General features: G+C 65.4%; 15 protein-coding genes. 4 read left to right on the top strand and 11 right to left on the bottom strand.

Annotated features, from left to right (window positions below; translation table 11 throughout):
• Nucleotides 1–37: 37 nt before the first annotated feature.
• The 7 genes from ACX3O0_RS00385 to ACX3O0_RS00355 form a co-directional block, all read right to left on the bottom strand.
• Nucleotides 38–439, bottom strand: coding sequence for a cytidine deaminase (locus ACX3O0_RS00385; protein ID WP_459106378.1), 402 nt, complete (start codon nt 437–439; stop codon nt 38–40).
• Complete coding sequence (locus ACX3O0_RS00380) at nt 436–1,722, bottom strand: ABC transporter permease (RefSeq protein ID WP_459106377.1); 1,287 nt, start codon at nt 1,720–1,722, stop codon at nt 436–438. The genes ACX3O0_RS00385 and ACX3O0_RS00380 overlap by 4 nt, the downstream gene beginning before the upstream one ends.
• Complete coding sequence (locus ACX3O0_RS00375; protein ID WP_459106376.1) at nt 1,719–3,014, bottom strand: ABC transporter permease; 1,296 nt, start codon at nt 3,012–3,014, stop codon at nt 1,719–1,721. Before ACX3O0_RS00375 ends, ACX3O0_RS00380 begins: the two co-directional genes overlap by 4 nt.
• Nucleotides 3,011–4,510, bottom strand: coding sequence for an ABC transporter ATP-binding protein (locus ACX3O0_RS00370; protein WP_459089954.1), 1,500 nt, complete (start codon nt 4,508–4,510; stop codon nt 3,011–3,013). Before ACX3O0_RS00370 ends, ACX3O0_RS00375 begins: the two co-directional genes overlap by 4 nt.
• A 95-nt stretch (nt 4,511–4,605) precedes the next feature.
• Nucleotides 4,606–5,676 carry a BMP family lipoprotein gene (locus tag ACX3O0_RS00365; protein WP_459106375.1) on the bottom strand — a complete coding sequence of 357 codons (1,071 nt, stop codon included), beginning with the start codon at nt 5,674–5,676 and terminating at the stop codon, nt 4,606–4,608.
• 142 nt (nt 5,677–5,818) lie between these two features.
• Nucleotides 5,819–6,784, bottom strand: a complete 966-nt coding sequence (locus ACX3O0_RS00360) for a nucleoside hydrolase (RefSeq protein WP_459106374.1) — start codon at nt 6,782–6,784, stop codon at nt 5,819–5,821.
• 5 nt (nt 6,785–6,789) lie between these two features.
• Nucleotides 6,790–7,899, bottom strand: coding sequence for a mannose-1-phosphate guanylyltransferase (locus ACX3O0_RS00355; RefSeq protein WP_459089948.1), 1,110 nt, complete (start codon nt 7,897–7,899; stop codon nt 6,790–6,792).
• 273 nt (nt 7,900–8,172) lie between these two features.
• Here ACX3O0_RS00355 and sdhC point away from each other — a divergent pair, with 273 nt between their 5' ends.
• From sdhC to ACX3O0_RS00335, 4 genes are read left to right on the top strand one after another with little or no spacing between them, the layout of a single operon-like run.
• The gene (gene sdhC / locus ACX3O0_RS00350; protein WP_459091422.1) at nt 8,173–8,589 is read left to right on the top strand and encodes a succinate dehydrogenase, cytochrome b556 subunit; all 417 of its coding nucleotides are present in this window, start codon (nt 8,173–8,175) and stop codon (nt 8,587–8,589) included.
• Between the two features lie 2 nt (nt 8,590–8,591).
• Nucleotides 8,592–9,035 carry a succinate dehydrogenase hydrophobic membrane anchor subunit gene (locus ACX3O0_RS00345; RefSeq protein ID WP_459089946.1) on the top strand — a complete coding sequence of 148 codons (444 nt, stop codon included), beginning with the start codon at nt 8,592–8,594 and terminating at the stop codon, nt 9,033–9,035.
• A complete protein-coding gene (gene sdhA / locus ACX3O0_RS00340; protein WP_459089944.1) occupies nt 9,032–10,858 on the top strand; it encodes a succinate dehydrogenase flavoprotein subunit in 1,827 nt (608 codons plus the stop codon). Before ACX3O0_RS00345 ends, sdhA begins: the two co-directional genes overlap by 4 nt.
• Nucleotides 10,859–11,620, top strand: coding sequence for a succinate dehydrogenase iron-sulfur subunit (locus ACX3O0_RS00335; protein WP_459106373.1), 762 nt, complete (start codon nt 10,859–10,861; stop codon nt 11,618–11,620). It begins immediately after the preceding gene.
• A gap of 109 nt (nt 11,621–11,729) precedes the next feature.
• Here the strand turns inward: ACX3O0_RS00335 and ACX3O0_RS00330 are convergent, their stop codons facing one another.
• From ACX3O0_RS00330 to ptsP, 4 genes are read right to left on the bottom strand one after another with little or no spacing between them, the layout of a single operon-like run.
• On the bottom strand, nt 11,730–12,860 hold the full coding sequence (locus ACX3O0_RS00330; RefSeq protein WP_459106372.1) for a mannitol-1-phosphate 5-dehydrogenase: 1,131 nt from the start codon (nt 12,858–12,860) through the stop codon (nt 11,730–11,732).
• A complete protein-coding gene (locus ACX3O0_RS00325; protein ID WP_459089938.1) occupies nt 12,860–13,294 on the bottom strand; it encodes a PTS sugar transporter subunit IIA in 435 nt (144 codons plus the stop codon). The genes ACX3O0_RS00330 and ACX3O0_RS00325 overlap by 1 nt, the downstream gene beginning before the upstream one ends.
• A gap of 18 nt (nt 13,295–13,312) precedes the next feature.
• On the bottom strand, nt 13,313–14,755 hold the full coding sequence (locus ACX3O0_RS00320) for a PTS mannitol transporter subunit IICB (RefSeq protein WP_459089936.1): 1,443 nt from the start codon (nt 14,753–14,755) through the stop codon (nt 13,313–13,315).
• A gap of 44 nt (nt 14,756–14,799) precedes the next feature.
• Nucleotides 14,800–16,449: a phosphoenolpyruvate--protein phosphotransferase gene (gene ptsP, locus ACX3O0_RS00315; protein ID WP_459106371.1), complete on the bottom strand. Its 1,650-nt coding sequence runs from the start codon at nt 16,447–16,449 to the stop codon at nt 14,800–14,802.
• Nucleotides 16,450–16,526 lie beyond the last annotated feature (77 nt).

Here is a 16,526-nt window from a genome sequence, read left to right as displayed (position 1 = left end):
CATAAGAGCCCTCAATTGCGGTGGGTGCCGGGGAGGGTCAGCTGGTGGCGTAGTCGTCCAGCTGGCGGGGACCGAACGCATCCGGCAGCACCTGGTCGATGGTGCGGATGCCGGACACCGTCTCGAGCAGCATTCCGTCGGCGGAGTGCTCGTAGAGCAGCTGCCGGCATCGGCCGCACGGCATGAGCACGTTCCCGTTGCCGTCGACGCAGGTGAACGCGACCAGCTTGCCGCCTCCGCTCATGAACAGATCGGAAGTGAGCGAGCACTCCGCGCACAGGCCGACACCGTATGAGGCGTTCTCCACGTTGCATCCGCTCACGATGCGACCGTCGTCCACAATGGCCGCTGCCCCCACCGGGAAGTTCGAGTACGGCACGTACGCCTTCCGCATCGCGGCGTTCGCGACCTCCCGGAGGCCATCCCAGTCGATGGTCATGACTTCACGTAAGGCTTGCCGACGGCGGCCGGGCCGATCGACTTGCCGACGAAGCCGGCGACGGCGATCAGGGTGACCACGTACGGGATCATGGCGATGAAGTCCGACGGGATGCCGGAGCCGGACTGCCCGGCCCAGATCTGGAAGATCCGGGAGAACCCGAACAGCAGCGCTGCAGCGGAGGCGTACCAGGGGTTCCACCGGCCGAGGATGACGCAGGCGAGGGCGATGTACCCCTGCCCGGCGCTCATGTCGCGGATGAACGGTCCGACCGACCCGATGCTGAGCGCGGCGCCGCCGAGCCCGGCGACCAGGCCACCGAGCGTCATCACCCAGAACCGGGTGCGGTTCACGTTGATGCCCACGGTGTCCGCGGCCAGCGGATGCTCGCCGACGGCCCGCAGGCGAAGGCCCCACCGCGTCTTGTACATCAGGAACCCGATCACCGGCACCAGGATGAACATCAGGTACGTGGTGATGCGGTGGTCGAGGAAGATCGGCCCGATCAGCGGGATGTCCGACAGTCCGGGGATCGGGATGAACGGAAGCGTGCCCGGGAAGTTCGTCTCCCGCGCGTTGCCGGCAAGCACCGCCGAGTAGAAAAAGCTGGTGATGCCGGCGACCAGCACGTTCAGCACGACACCGACGATGATCTGGTCGACCAGGTACTTGATGGAGAACGAGGCCAGGACCATGGCGACCAGCGCTCCGGCGATCATGGCGGATGCGATACCGAGCAGCAGGCTGCCGGTCACCGTTCCGATGACGGCCGCCGCGAAGGCTCCCATGAGCAGTTGGCCTTCGATCGCGATATTGACGACCCCGACCCGTTCGCCCATGACCCCGGCGAGGGCTCCAAGCACGACGGGCACGGCCAGCGCGAGCGCTCCGGTCGCCAGGTAGATGACCGGGACTCGCCCACCAGCACCCACTGACGCGAGCAGAGTCGTGATGAAGAAGACACCGAACACGATGATGAACCAGATCGGCGTCGCCCGGCGATTCCAGGTCCACCAGGCGGAGAGGCCGCTCATGACCAGCATGACGAGACCGAGCACGATGCCGATGCGCTTGGCATCCTCGACCCAGTTGGGGATGACGACGTCGTCACCACTGGCCGTCCAGGTGAACGTCACCTGTTGTGACTCGCCAGCGAATCCGAATGCGACGAGAGCGAGTACGGCGAAGACCGCGAGTGAGATCGGGGCCTTCCAGCTGCGGGGCGCCAGCAGCATTGTCTCGGTGGAGGCGGCGGCCGGGGCGGGTGCAGTCGCTGTCGTCATTTGCTTGCCTCTTCTTTGCTTGCGTAGGCAGTGATGCGGTCCTTGCTCGTGAGACGCCGCCAGCCTTGACTGAGGGGGCCGTCGTGCACCGGTTTCGGCAATCGGAAGATCGCCTTCACCAGTGGCGGCGCCGCGATGAAGAGCACGATGACACCCTGCACGACGAGGAGAACCTCTGGGGAGACATCCGCGATCTGCATCGACGGGCTGCCCGCTTTCATGGCGCCGAACAGCAGCCCGGCGAAGAAGATGCCGACAGCGCCGCCGGCTCCCAGGAGCGCGACCGTGATGCCATCGAACCCGATACCGGCGTCGATGCTGGGGGTGACCCCGCTCGCCCGTCCCAGTACCTGGTTGACTCCGGCGACACCGACGAATGCGGCGCTGGATGCCATGGCGATGATGTAGATCTTCGGCACGTTCATGCCGGCGGTCTTCGCGGCATTCGGGTTCATGCCGACCGCGCGGAACCGGAAGCCGATCGTCGATCGCTCCATGAGCCACCAATAAAGGATGGTTGCGGCGACGACGAGCAGGAATCCGGCGTGCAGGGCGAAGCCGTCGCCGAGCAGGCGGGGCAGTTGCGCCGTCTCCAGTGGTGCGATCGACTGCGGGTTGCCCGCGGCGGCCGGGTCATGGAGAATGCCGGACCGCATGAGCCAGGTCACCAGGTTGACCGCGACGTAGTTGAGCATGATGGTCACGATGACCTCGTGCGCGCCGGAGGTCGCCTTCAGGAGGCCGACGATACTGCCCCAGAGTGCTGCGCCGAGGATTCCGAAGACGATCGCCACCACGAGGTGCAGCACGGGCGGCATCGGCCAGGCGAAGCTCACGAAGCCCGCGAACACGACACCCATCAGGAGTTGTCCCTGGCCACCGATGTTGAACAGTCCGACGCGGAAGCTCAGCGCGATGCCCAGTCCGGATGCGATCAACGGCGCCCCGAGGCGGAGCGTCTCGGTGAGCGGCCGGATCGCGGTGGCGAAGTTGTTCGCGTTGGCGTTGTAGATCGAACCGCGGAACAGCGCGCCGTAGCCGTCGGTGATCGCACCCCAGGCGGCGGAGAAGGTGTCCATCGGGCGCGAGAAAAAGTATCCGGATACCCGCGAGACATCCTCGCTGGTGGCGGCGATCAGGATCGCGCCGACGATGAAGCCGCACAGGATCGCGAGCAGGGTGCGAACGATTCCGCCGCCCATGATCTCGCGGAGCACCTGGTTCATGGTCGACTTCTGGGCGATCTTGGCCGGTTCCTCTTCGGCGACCGGGGGAATGAGTTGTTCGGTCATGCTGCGATCCCCGCCATCATTTCGCCGAGCTTCGCCCGAGGCGTGTCAGCCCCGACGATGCCGATTATGCGACCGCGGTACATGACAGCGATCCGGTCAGCGAGGCCGACGACTTCGTCGAGCTCGGTGGAGACGATGAGCACCGGGAGTCCGGAGTCTCGAGTCTTGATAATCCGTTCGTGGACGAACTCGATCGACCCGACATCCAAACCACGGGTCGGTTGCGAGGCGACGAGCAACCGCAGCTCCCGGGAGAGCTCCCGCGCCAGCACGACCTTCTGCTGGTTTCCGCCTGACAGGCGGCCGGCCAGGGTGTCAGAACCTTGAGTGCGGATGTCGAATTCGTCAATCGCCTTGCCTGCGAAATCTTCGCGGAACCCGAGACGCAGGTTCGCGTACCTGGCGAACGGCTCCCCGTGGCTGCGGTCGAGCATGAGGTTCTCGGAGACCGTGAATTCTCCGACGAGGCCGTCTTTCTGGCGGTCTTCCGGAACGAAGCCGACACCGGCGTCGAGGATGCTGCGCACCGAGTCACCGAGCAGCTCTTCTCCGTCGAGCATCACCGAGCCTTTGACGCCGTGGCGCAGTCCCAGGATGGCCTCGGTCAATTCCGTCTGGCCGTTGCCCTGCACACCGGCGATGGCCAGCACTTCTCCCGCCCGGATCGAGAAGGAGATGTCATCGAGAAGGGGTGTGCCCTTCTTGTCGACGATGGTCAGGTTCTTGACGACGAACGACTCAGCGCCGAGCTTCGGTGCGTCCTTGTCGACCGTCAGGTCGACCTCGCGACCGACCATGAGGGATGCGAGTTCGGTGGTCGATGCGCTCGGGTCAGCCGTGCCGACCACCTTGCCGAGGCGGATGACCGTGATGCGGTCCGCAACCTCGCGCACCTCGCGCAGCTTGTGGGTGATGAAGACGATGGACGTGCCGGCGTCGGCGAGCTGGCGCATGATGACCATGAGCTCGTCGGTCTCCTGCGGCGTCAGCACGGCGGTCGGCTCATCCAGCACGAGCACCTTCGCGTCACGGGCCAGCGACTTGATGATCTCAACCCGCTGCTGGGCACCGACGGGCAGGTCTTCAATCAGGGCATCCGGGTCGATGTCGAATCCGAAGCGTGCCGAGATCTTGCCGACCAGGTCACGCGCCGCTGCCAGGTCGAGCACACCGGCGCCCTTGGTGGGCTCGTGCCCGAGCATGACATTCTCGGCAACCGTGAAGACGGGGATCAGCATGAAGTGCTGGTGCACCATGCCGATACCGGCGGCCATGGCGTCGCCAGGACCGTGGAAGACGACGGGCTCGTCGTCCACCAGGATTTCGCCCTCTTCTGCGTGGTAGAGGCCGTAGAGCACGTTCATCAGCGTTGACTTGCCGGCTCCGTTTTCACCGAGGAGACAGTGGATTTCTCCGGGTTCGATGGTGAGGTCTATTTGATCGTTGGCCACCAAGGCGCCGAAGCGCTTGGTGATGCCACGCAATTCGAGTTTCATGGTGCCCCGATTCTGCCAGCAGTTCGTCATTGAATGAAACAAGCCGCCGGGGCGGGATTCCGCCCCGGCGACTCAGGTCCAGCTAGTGCTTCTGGTTACGCCATCGGGTCGATGCTGCCATCGATGATGCCGGCCTTCAGCTCATCGAGCTTGGTCTTGACCTCAGCGCCGATCTTGCTGTCGAAGTCGTAGAACTCGGACAGGCCGGTTCCGTTGTTCTCCAGCGTGCCGAGGTAGGCCTCACCGTTGAACTCGCCGGTCTCGATCGCTTCGTTGATGACGTCGAAGACGGCATCCGTCATCTTCTTCTCAACCGAGGTCAGGACCTGGTCTGCGTACTCCGGGCTGGTCAGCGCGATGTCCTTGTCGACACCGATGAAGACGATGTCCTTGCCGGACTCGTTGATCGCCTCGGAGGTGGCGCTGAAGAGGCTGCCGGCGACCGGGAAGATCACGTCTGCACCCTTCTCGATCTGGCCTGCGCTGATGCTCTTCGCGACACCGGTGTCTTCGAAGTTGCCGACGAAGTCACCGACGTCCGGAGTGGCCGGGTCCCAGCCGAGCACGGTCACCGGAGTGCCGGTCTCAGCCTCGTACGCCTTGGCGCCGTAGTAGAAGCCGTCCATGAACGGGGTGACACCGGGGATGTTCATTCCGCCGTAGGTGCCGACGACCTTCGAGGTGCTGTAGGCGGCTGCGAGGTAGCCGGCGAGGTAGCTGGACTCCTGCGTCGCGTACTCGATCGGCTTGAGGTTGGCGTTGCCTTCCGACCATCCGTCAATGGTGACGAAGTTCATTTCGGGGTTGGTTGCGGCTGCTGCGTTGACCGGGCCGACCAGGTTGAAGCCGACCGCGAAGGTGACGTCACAGCCTTCAGCGACCATGGCGGCGAGGTTCGGCTCGAAGTCTTCGATCGAGTGGGACTCAGCGTCGCTGACCTGCACGCCCAGCTCGGACTCCGCCTTGAGCAGGCCTTCATAGGCTGCCTCGTTGAAGCTCTTGTCGTTCCAGCTGCCCTCGTCGGAAACGGCGCAAGCCAGGTAGTCGACTTCGTCGACCGGGGCTTCGGTGTCGTCAGGGGCGGCTGCACAACCAGCCAGGAGCATACCGGCGGCGCCGATGACGGCCATCCCGGCAAGCCCGCGCTTGCGAGTGATTACGTTCACTAGATTTCCTCCAGATGCAAGCCCCGGCCATACCAGGGCGGATGTGAATCAGATTACCTATTGTTACCGACGGGCTGAGCGAATCCGGTGACGGTAACCGAGACGTTACCAAGCTGGGATGCGCTCATTTGAGCATGCCGGTTCAGTGGAATCGACGCTGCGGAACGACGTGCCGCTCCAGCAGCGAAATCACATACCGGAAAAAGGCATCCGAGTCGATGGACTCGATCACCCTGGCATTCCCCGGCAGCCCGTGAACACCCCACGACATCGCGGAGTAGCCGCGGGTCAGCTCAGATGCGGTTTCGATCGCCACCGCGTACTGGGCGTCACCGGTGACCAGTTCCGGATGCAGCAGCACGGCGGCCGTCAGGGAGTCCGGATGCGTGGACCCGGCGATCCCCACGCTCTCGTCGAACGCGAGCGTCGATCCGACGACCCGCACGAAGAAGTCGGAGAGCCCGGTGCCGATCCGCCCAACCTCGTCCAGCTGCTCCCGGGAGAAGACGGCGTCGCGCAGGGTCAGGCGGTCCCACGGGACCACCGTCACGTCGAACCCCGCCTTGAACACCGTCTCGGCAGCTTCCGGATCCACATAGAAGTTGTACTCGGCGGCGGCGGTGATATTGCCCCGCCCGTTGTTCGACCCGCCCATGATGTAGAGGGCCTTCACGTTGCTGACGAACTCCGGGTCCTTGACGGTCGCCATCGCGATGTTGGTGAGCGGACCGATGCAGACGATGGTCAGCTCGCCCGGCGACTCCGCTGCCAGCTCGATGAGGGCATCCACCCCGTGCTGCTGTTCGGGGAGCAGACCATCGAAGTCCATCTCCAGGCCGCCGGCACCATCGCCGTGCACGTTCTCGGCGGACACCCACTCACGCACCAGCGGGCGTCGGCAGCCCAGGTGGATCGGCACATCGCCGAGGCGGCCCGCCGCGTTCAGGGTGAGGTAGGCGTTCTTCAACTGCCGGTCGAAGCCGACATTGCCGGCGACCATGGTGATCGCCCGCAGGTCGGCGAGCGGGTCGAGGAGGCCGACCAGCAGGGCGACACAGTCGTCCTGGGCGGTGTCGGTGTCGATGATGAGCGGGATGCGGGAGGTCATCGCCACTATAGAACGTCGCCGCGGCCGGAGAACTTGAGCGCGTCGACGACGGCCTTCACCCGCTGGGCGTTGGCTGTCGTCGTCACCAGCAGGGCATCTGGTGTATCCACCACGACGATGTCGGTGACGCCGATCAGCGAGATCAACCGCCCGCTCTGGCTCACCACCACGCCGCTCGACGCATCCGCCAGCACGCGGGCGTTGTCGCCCAGGATCGCCAGGTTCGACGACCGACCGCCCGAATGCAGCTTGCCGATGGAGGCGAAATCCCCGACATCGTCCCAGTCGAAGTCCCCGGGGATGACCGCGAGGCGGCCGGCTTTCGCGGCGGGCTCGGCGACCGTGTAGTCGATGGCGATCTTCTCCAGCTTCGGCCACACCCGGTCGACGGTCGCCCCGCGGCGCGGAGTGTCCCAGTCGCGGGCCAGCTCGTCCAGGCCCTCCAGCAGTTCGGGGCGCGACTCCCCCAACTGGGTGAGCAGAACATCCGCCCGGGAAATGAACATGCCGCCGTTCCACAGGTAGTCGCCCTCGGCCAGGTACCGCTCGGCCACCTCGAAGTCCGGCTTCTCAACGAAAGTGTCGACAGCGAAAGCGGATGGCGCGCCATCGATGGTCAGCCGATCGCCGCAGTGGATGTACCCGAAACCGATCGCAGGCTCCGTCGGGGTGATACCGATCGTCGCGATGTAGCCGGCATCGGCGGCAGCAACCGCCTCCACGATCGCGCGGCGGAAACCACGAACATCCGTGATCACATGGTCGGCAGCGAAGGAGCCGATGATCACGCCCGGTTCACGATGGTTCAGGATGGCCGCGGCCAGTCCGATCGCCGCGGACGAATCCTTCGGCTCGCTCTCGAGCACGACATTGTGGTCGAGCAGGCCGGGCAGTTGCTCCTCCACCGCCGCACGGTGGGCGCGACCGGTGACGACCATGATGCGCTCGGCACCGCTGATCGGTTCGAGCCGCTCCCACGTTCCGCGCAGGAGGGTCTTGCCGGTGCCGGTCAGGTCGTGGAGGAACTTGGGCGCATCCGCCCGGGACAGCGGCCAGAGCCGGGAGCCGATGCCGCCCGCGGGAATGACGGAGTAGAACCGATCGAGTGCATCCATGCCCCCAACGGTAGCTTGCCCGAGCGATTCGCCAGCGACCGTCAGGATAGTTCCCGTTCCGGAGGAATGTGCCCCGCGGAACAGGCACTATCCTCCGGAACGGGAACTATGGGCGTGGCTGGAGAAACCCGCAGGCGAGGGGCGGTGGGGAAACAGCGGCGAAACCGGGAATAGACTGGGAGGGTTCCAGACAAGTACATTCGCTCGCCCCGCGTGCAGGGGCTGATTCATCCGCAAGGAGGGTTGCTCGTGCCAGATACTACGGCGGGAGCCCTGGCCGAAGCCCGACCAGATGGCAAAAGACCGCGTGCAAGACTGAAAGCACCGGCAGGGACCCTGTACCGGGGTCGCGAAGGAATGTGGTCCTGGGTGCTTCACCGCATCACCGGTGTGGCCATCTTCTTCTTCCTCCTGGTGCACATCCTCGACACCGCGCTGCTCCGGGTGAGCCCGGATGCCTACAACGCGGTCATCGGCACCTACCAGACCCCGATCATGGGCCTCGGTGAGATCGCGCTGGTCGCCGCCATCGGATTCCACGCGCTCAATGGCCTGCGCATCATCCTGATCGACTTCTGGAGCCTCGGCACCAAGCTGCACAAGCCGTTGTTCTGGAGCGTCATCGTGCTCTGGATCGTCCTGCTGGCCGCGTTCGTGCCGCGCCACCTCATGCACGTGTTCGGGGGTTAGTCATGAGTGCAATCGAATTTCCGCGGGATCGTGGCGGTCGCGGTCGCGGCGTCAACTGGGAGAAGTGGGGCTGGATCTACATGCGCGCCAGCGGCGTCGTGCTGGTCGTGCTGATCTTCGGCCACCTGTTCGTCAACCTGGTCGCCGGTGAAGGCGTCAGCGCGATCGACTTCGCGTTCGTCGCCGGCAAGTGGGCCGACCCGTTCTGGATCGTCTGGGACACCCTGCTGCTTTGGCTCGCCCTCATCCACGGTGCCAACGGCATGCGCACACTCATCAACGACTACGCGCGTGGCCCGTTACTGCACCGCGTGCTCAAGGGTGCGCTCATCGCATCCACCGTCGTACTACTCGTTTTGGGAACCCTCGTGATCTACACCTTTGAAGCCTGCCCTGTCACCGAAGCGACACACTTGCTGCCGAGCTTCTGTGGGGACATCAATTGAGCGGCTCCCTGTTCGCGGATGCTGTTCCGGCCGAAACCGAGGCGACGATCGTTGACGGAGTCCACTATCACCAGCACGATGTGGTGATCGTCGGAGCCGGAGGCGCCGGCATGCGTGCGGCCATCGAAGCCGGCCCGCACGTCAGCACCGCGGTCATCTCCAAGCTGTACCCGACCCGCTCGCACACCGGCGCGGCGCAGGGCGGCATGGCTGCGGCCCTGGCCAACGTCGAGGAAGACAACTGGGAGTGGCACACCTTCGACACCGTCAAGGGCGGCGACTACCTGGTCGACCAGGATGCCGCCGAGATCCTGGCGAGGGAAGCCATCGACGCGGTCATCGACCTCGAGAACATGGGCCTGCCGTTCAACCGCACGCCGGAAGGCAAGATCGACCAGCGCCGCTTCGGCGGTCACACCCGCGACCACGGCAAGAGTGCCGTTCGTCGCTCCTGCTACGCGGCCGACCGCACCGGTCACATGATCCTGCAGACCCTGTACCAGAACTGCGTCAAGCACGGCATCAACTTCTTCAACGAGTTCTACGTGCTCGACCTGATCATGTCCGAGGTCGATGGCGTGCGGAAGCCCGCCGGAGTGGTCGCCTACGAACTCGCCACCGGCGACCTGCACGTCTTCCGCGGTAAGGCTGTCATCTTCGCGACCGGTGGTTTCGGCAAGATCTTCAAGACGACATCCAACGCCCACACCCTCACCGGTGACGGCGTCGGCATCATCTGGCGCAAGGGCCTGCCGCTGGAAGACATGGAGTTCTTCCAGTTCCACCCGACCGGCCTGGCCGGGCTCGGCATCCTGCTCACCGAGGGCGCCCGCGGTGAAGGAGCCATCCTGCGCAACGCCAACGGTGAGCGCTTCATGGAGCGCTACGCGCCAACCATCAAGGACCTCGCCCCGCGTGACATCGTCTCGCGCTGCATGGTGAAAGAGGTCGCCGAGGGTCGCGGGGGCGGACCGCACAAGGACTACGTGTTCCTGGACTGCACCCACCTCGGAGCCGAAGTGCTCGAGACCAAGCTGCCCGACATCACCGAGTTCGCCCGCACCTATCTCGGTGTCGACCCGGTCGTCGAACCGGTGCCGGTCATGCCGACCGCGCACTACGCGATGGGCGGCATTCCGACCACCGTGAACGCCGAAGTGCTGAGCGACAACACCACCGTTGTCCCCGGCCTCTACGCCGCCGGCGAGTGCGCCTGCGTCTCGGTGCACGGGTCCAACCGTCTCGGAACCAACTCGCTGCTCGACATCAACGTGTTCGGCAAGCGCGCGGGCAACAACGCGGTCGCATACGTGAAGGATGCCGACTTCGCGCCGCTTCCTGAGGACCCCACCGCCGAGATCCGCAGCCTCATCTCCATGCTGCGCGACTCCACCGGAACCGAGAGCATTGCAGCCATCCGCAAGGAACTGCAGGACTACATGGACCGCAACGCCCAGGTGTTCCGCACGGAGGAGACCCTCACCGAGGTGACCGAAGTCATCCGCGACCTTCGCACCCGGTACACGCAGATCGCCGTGCAGGACAAGGGCAAGCGGTTCAACACCGACCTGCTCGAGGCGATCGAGCTCGGCTTCCTGCTCGACCTGGCCGAAGTCGTCGTCTACTCCGCACTGAACCGCAAGGAGAGCCGCGGCGGGCACCAGCGCGACGACTACCCGGACCGCGACGACGAGACGTACATGAAGCACACCATGGCCTACCTGGCAGGCGACCCGCACTCGTCCACCGCGGCAGACCACATTCGGCTGGACTGGAAACCGGTGACCATCACCCGCTACCAGCCTATGGAAAGGAAGTACTAGATGTCCACGGCAACCCTCGAAGCAGCCCCGGCACCCGAGGCGCCGATCCAGTCGTTCACGGTGACCCTGATCATCCGCCGGTTCGACCCTGAAGTGGATGCGGAACCGCGCTGGCAGGACTTCGACGTGCAGATGTACGCGAGCGATCGCGTGCTCGACGCGCTGCACAAGATCAAGTGGGAACAGGATGGCTCGCTCACGTTCCGTCGGTCGTGCGCCCACGGGATCTGCGGGTCGGATGCGATGCGCATCAACGGCCGCAACCGGCTGGCCTGCAAGACGCTGATCAAGGACCTCGACATCTCCAAGCCGATCTACATCGAGGCGCTCAAAGGCCTGCCGCTGGAGAAGGATCTCATCGTCGACATGGAGCCGTTCTTCGACTCCTTCAAAGAGGTTCAGCCCTTCCTGATCACGAACTCGAAGGTGGAGAAGGGCAAGGAGCGCACCCAGTCGGTGGCTGAGCGCGCCCGCTTCGACGACACCACCAAGTGCATCCTGTGCGCAGCGTGCACCTCCAGCTGCCCGGTGTTCTGGACGGACGGCCAGTACTTCGGCCCGGCCGCCATCGTCAACGCGCACCGCTTCATCTTCGACTCGCGCGATGAGGGGGCGGAGACCCGCCTCGACATCCTCAACGACAAGGAAGGCGTGTGGCGCTGCCGCACCACCTTCAACTGCACCGAGGCGTGCCCCCGTGGCATCCAGATCACCCAGGCGATCGCCGAAGTGAAGCAGGCGATCATCCGCGGGAAGGCGTAGCCGCTCTCACTGCGGCGTCAACGATGACGGTGTTTGTCGACGATGCGGATGCTCGAACCACCGTCATCGTCGACAAACACCGTCATCGTGCCGGGTCAGAGCGGTCGGGTCAGGCGGCGCGGGCGGCAGCTACCGTCGCCAGCAGGGGGTCGAAGAGCGGATGCCCGGACTCGATGCCGCACACCTGCATGACGAACTCCTCCGAGGTCGTGCCGGCGAGCAGCTGCTTCAGCTCGATGCTTTGTTCGTCTTCCGGCACGTCGAATTGCAGGGCAGCGCCGATCGCGGCCAGCAACGCGGTCGGTGTCACGCCACGCTCGGCCAGTTCGGCCGCCGGCCCGACGAACCGCTCGTTGCGCCCCAGCTTTCGCAGCGGCTGCCGCCCGACCCGATCGACCGTGTCCGGCAGGTGCGGGTTGGCGAACCGCACCAGGATCTTCTCGATGTACTGCTGCTGGGCATCCGCGTCCAAGCCGTGCTTGGCCACCAGCAGGGTCTTCGTCTCGTCGAGAACCGAGCGGACGGCATCCGCGACCGACGAGTTCGCGAGGGCATCGGAGATGGCGGATGCGCCGGCCAGGAACCCGAAATAGGCGATCGTGGCGTGCCCGGTGTTCACCGTGAACAGCTTCCGTTCGATGTACGGCTCGAGGTCGTCGACGTAGGTCGCTCCGGGGATGGCCGGCTCGTTGCCGCGGAACGGCGCGCGGTCGATCGCCCACTCGTAATACGTCTCGACGGTGACGTCGAGCCCAGCCCCGGTTTGCGCCGGAACGATGCGATCGACGGCGGTGTTGGCGAAGACGGCCCGGCCCAACACTAAAGGGTCGACCTTCGAGACCTCGTCGCGCAACAGGTCGGTGGCGTTGATCGCGTTCTCGCAGGCCATCACGGCCAGCGGCGGCGCAGCATCCGCCCTTTTCGCCAGCGCCTCAGCAATCAGCGGCGCGACAAAACGAAGGATGTTCGGCCCGACAGCGGTGGTGACGACATCCGCCGTCGCGATTTCGGCGACGATCTCCTTCGTTTTTGTCGCAGAGTTGATCGCGCGGAAGCCGGTGACGGTGTGGTCGCGAGCCCCCTCCCCCACCTCGTGTACGACATAAGAATCGGCGGAGTCGAGCGCGTCGATCAACTCGGCGTTCACATCAGCGAACACCACCTCGTAGCCGGCCTCATGCAGCAGCAGGCCGACGAAGCCGCGACCGATGTTGCCTGCGCCGAAGTGGACGGCCTTCATCAGGCGTTGACCTCGCCCAGGATGTCGAGGATCTCCTCGCCGCTGGACGCCTTCAACAGGGCATCCACCTCGTCCTCATCGGAGAACACAATGGCGATCTTCGACAGGATGTCCAGGTGCTGGTTCTCGACGCCGGCGATGCCGACCACGAAGTGCACCGGGTTGCCGTCCCAGTCGATCGGCTGGCCGTACCGCACGAACGAGAGCGCCGATTTGAGGATGGCCTCCTTCGACTCGTTGGTGCCGTGCGGGATGGCGAGGAAGTTCCCCATGTACGTCGATACCGATGCCTCGCGCTCCAGCATCGCGGGCAGGTAGGCGGCGGTGACCGCCCCGGCCCCGACCAGGATGTCGTGCGCTTCGCGCATGGCCTCCAGCTTGGTCGTGGCCTCGCCCTCGGTGCGGATCTGGCTCAGCTGCAGTACTTGTCCCATGGGGAACTCCCTCGTTCGCTAGTTGCCTTGCTGCCTGAGCAGTTCGACCACTTCGTCGTACTTCGGACTGTTCATGAAGTTGTCGACCGACACATGCACTGCTCCGCCGGCCTGGCCCTTCGCCCGGTCGGTGAGGTCCTGGTGGGTGATGACCAGGTCCGCGCTCTCGTCCAGGTTGGCGATCGATTGGTTAATGACCGCCACTCCCTCAATTCCAGCCTTCTTCAACTTGTTACGCAAGACGGATGCTCCCATTGCGCTGGAACCCATGCCGGCGTCGCAGGCGAAGACCACTTTCTGGATCCTCGCCTCCGTTGCGGTCCCGGCAAGGTTGCCGAGCACCGCGGAGCTCTTGCCCTTGTTCGCCTCGGTCTGCGCGACCGCCGCGGACAGGTCGCCGCCACCGGCGGCCAGGTCCTTCTTGCGGCTGGCGCGGAGGATGATCGCGGCGATGATGAAGGACACCGCAGCCGACAGGATCACCGAGAGGATGACTCCCAGGAAACTGTCGTTGGCCGTCTGGATCAGCACCGCGAAGATGCTCCCCGGCGAGGCGGGCGCTCGCAGGCCGCTCTGGAACAGGGCGTTGGTCGCGACACCGGTCATGCCACCGGCGATGACGGACAGCACCAGGATCGGCTTCATCAGCACGTAAGGGAAGTAGATCTCGTGGATACCACCCAGGAACTGGATGATGATCGCACCTGGCGCGCTTGCCCTGGCCATCCCGATTCCGAAGAAAGCGAACGCGAGCAGCAGACCAAGACCCGGACCGGGGTTCGCCTCGACCAGGAACAGGATCGACTTGCCGGTCTCGGTGGCCTGCTGTGTTCCGATCGGGGTGAAGACGCCGTGGTTGATCGCGTTGTTGAGGAACAGGATCTTGCCCGGCTCGACGAAGATCGACAGCAGCGGCAGGAGCGACAGCGACACCAGCCAGTCGACTGCCGCCTCCAGGGCGTTGCTCAGCCCCTGGATGACCGGCCCGAAGCCGAAGAAGCCGAGTACGGCGAGGATCGCGCCCAGGATGCCGGCGGAGAAGTTGTCGACCAGCATCTCGAAGCCGGGCTTGATCTTGCCCGTCCACAGCTTGTCGGTCTGCTTCATCAGCCACGCCGCGAGCGGTCCCATGATCATGGCCCCGAGGAACATCGGAATCTCGGTTCCCACGATGACGCCCATGGTGGCGATGGTGGCGACGACGCCTCCTCTGGTGTCGTAGATCATCCGCCCCGCCGTGTTCGCGATGAGCAGCGGCAGCAGGTAGGTGATCATCGGGCCGACGAGGCTCGCCAGGGTCTCGTTCGGCGTCCACCCGGTCGGGATGAACAGCGCGGTGATGAGGCCCCAGGCGATGAACGCGGCGATGTTCGGCATGATCATGCCGCTGAGGAAGGTGCCGAATCTCTGCACACCAACACGTGCGCCACCGCGGGTGCGGGGCTGTGACTCCGTTGTCATGACGGTTTCCTTTTCTTCGGGATTTTGATGGATGGGTGGTGCGATCAGGGGGACGTCGCCGCGGTGGCCCGTGCTGCCGCCGCGGTCGGTGCGGTGAGTACTGCTGCGGCGAGCGCCTCAGCCTCGACCCGGGTGTGCCGGGAGAGTTCGGCCCGGACGTCGGCGAGCGCGGCCGGGGTCATCGAGAGGGAGGTCGCGCCGAGCCCGACCAGCACGACGGCCAGCAGCGGGTCCGCGGCCGCTTCACCGCAGACGCCGACGGGGGTTCCGGATGCCTTGCCGGCGTCCCCCAGCATCTTGACCAGTCGAAGGACGGCCGGATGCCACGGGTCCTGGTACGAGGCCACCGTGCCGAGCATCCGGTCGGCCGCCATCGTGTACTGGGTGAGGTCGTTGGTGCCGATGCTGACGAAGTCTGAGGCGGATGCCACCTGGTCGGCCATCAGGGCGAGCGACGGGATCTCGGCCATCACCCCGGCGACGCGGATGCCCAGCTCTTTCGCCAGCGCGACGAAGTACTCGGTCTCCTCCACGTCGGCGACCATCGGGGCCATCACCCAGAGTTCCGCCTGGGTCGCCTCCTGCGCCTGGGCCAGGGCGGTGAGCTGGTCACGCAGGATCTGCTCGTTCGCCCGTAGTGCCCTGAGCCCACGGAGGCCGAGCGCCGGGTTCTCCTCGTCGGCGTCGTTCAGGAAGCTGAGCGGCTTGTCTGCGCCCGCATCGAGGCAGCGCACCACGACCTTCTTGCCGGGGAAGGCATCCAGCACTGCGGTGTAGTCGGCCAGTTGCTGCTCGACAGTGGGCGCGGTCTTCGCGTCGAGGAAGAGGAACTCGGTGCGGAACAGGCCGACGCCCTCCGCTCCCAGTTCGACGGCGGTCGCAGCGTCCTTGGGCGAGCCGAGGTTGGCCAGCAACGGAATCTTCTCGCCGTCGGCCAGCGCACCATCGGTGATCGGTGCGGCCTTGATCGCCTGCAGTTCGGCGGTGCGGGTTTCGGCCGCAGCGATCTGGCTTGCGTCGGGCGATACCGTCACGATTCCGGAGGCCGCATCGACCAGTACCAGCGTTCCATCGGTGAGGTCGTCCGCATCCACCACCCCGACCACGGCGGTGATCGCCTTCGCCCTGGCCAGGATCGCCGTGTGGGAGGTCGGTCCGCCGTCGCGGGTGACGAGCGCGACAACTTTGGCAAGGTCGAGAAGGGCAGTGTCGGCTGGGGCGAGGTCGTGCGCCACCAGCACGAACGGCTGGTCGGAGGTGGGGACGCCGGGTGCGGGAACCCCGCGCAGGGTGGCGATGATCCGCTGGGAGACGTCGCCGAGGTCGGCTGCCCGCTCGGCCATGTAGCCGCCCATGGCGGTGAGCATCTCCTGGAAGCCGGCGAACGCGTCGAAGACTGCTCGCTCTCCAGTGCTTCCCGCCTCGATACGGGCGTTCACATCGTCGATGAGGCCCGGGTCCTGCGCCATCATCGCCTGCGCTTCGAGCACTCCCTGCGCTTCTTCCCCGGCTTGCCGGCCGCGTTCGTTCAATTCGGCGGCGACGGATGCGAGGGCGGCGGTGACCGCGGAACGCTCGGTGTCGGCATCCGCCGTTCGCGGTGTTTCGGCCGGTTCGGTCAGCGGGTCGGGCATCCGCAAGACGGGGCCGAACGCGACCGAGCGTCCCACTCCGATTCCGTGCAGTTCCCGCATGGGTGACTCCCTTATCCGGCCCATGAGCGATGATCCGACCATGGAGCTTTGCCCATGACAATAACCTGAAACTCGTT

Source organism: Homoserinimonas sp. A447, assembly GCF_054489325.1.
Note: the sequence above shows the minus strand (reverse complement) of the source record. Positions and strands in the feature narration are given on the sequence as shown.

What these genes read in the sequence shown, in the direction of transcription:
- ACX3O0_RS00385 (WP_459106378.1), bottom strand. Translation starts at nt 439, where the DNA reads ATGACCATCGACTGGGATGGCCTCCGGGAGGTCGCGAACGCCGCGATG.
- ACX3O0_RS00380 (WP_459106377.1), bottom strand. Translation starts at nt 1,722, where the DNA reads ATGACGACAGCGACTGCACCCGCCCCGGCCGCCGCCTCCACCGAGACA.
- ACX3O0_RS00375 (WP_459106376.1), bottom strand. Translation starts at nt 3,014, where the DNA reads ATGACCGAACAACTCATTCCCCCGGTCGCCGAAGAGGAACCGGCCAAG.
- ACX3O0_RS00370 (WP_459089954.1), bottom strand. Translation starts at nt 4,510, where the DNA reads ATGAAACTCGAATTGCGTGGCATCACCAAGCGCTTCGGCGCCTTGGTG.
- ACX3O0_RS00360 (WP_459106374.1), bottom strand. Translation starts at nt 6,784, where the DNA reads ATGACCTCCCGCATCCCGCTCATCATCGACACCGACACCGCCCAGGAC.
- ACX3O0_RS00355 (WP_459089948.1), bottom strand. Translation starts at nt 7,899, where the DNA reads ATGGATGCACTCGATCGGTTCTACTCCGTCATTCCCGCGGGCGGCATC.
- ACX3O0_RS00345 (WP_459089946.1), top strand. Translation starts at nt 8,592, where the DNA reads ATGAGTGCAATCGAATTTCCGCGGGATCGTGGCGGTCGCGGTCGCGGC.
- ACX3O0_RS00335 (WP_459106373.1), top strand. Translation starts at nt 10,859, where the DNA reads ATGTCCACGGCAACCCTCGAAGCAGCCCCGGCACCCGAGGCGCCGATC.
- ACX3O0_RS00330 (WP_459106372.1), bottom strand. Translation starts at nt 12,860, where the DNA reads ATGAAGGCCGTCCACTTCGGCGCAGGCAACATCGGTCGCGGCTTCGTC.
- ACX3O0_RS00325 (WP_459089938.1), bottom strand. Translation starts at nt 13,294, where the DNA reads ATGGGACAAGTACTGCAGCTGAGCCAGATCCGCACCGAGGGCGAGGCC.
- ACX3O0_RS00320 (WP_459089936.1), bottom strand. Translation starts at nt 14,755, where the DNA reads ATGACAACGGAGTCACAGCCCCGCACCCGCGGTGGCGCACGTGTTGGT.
- ptsP (WP_459106371.1), bottom strand. Translation starts at nt 16,449, where the DNA reads ATGCGGGAACTGCACGGAATCGGAGTGGGACGCTCGGTCGCGTTCGGC.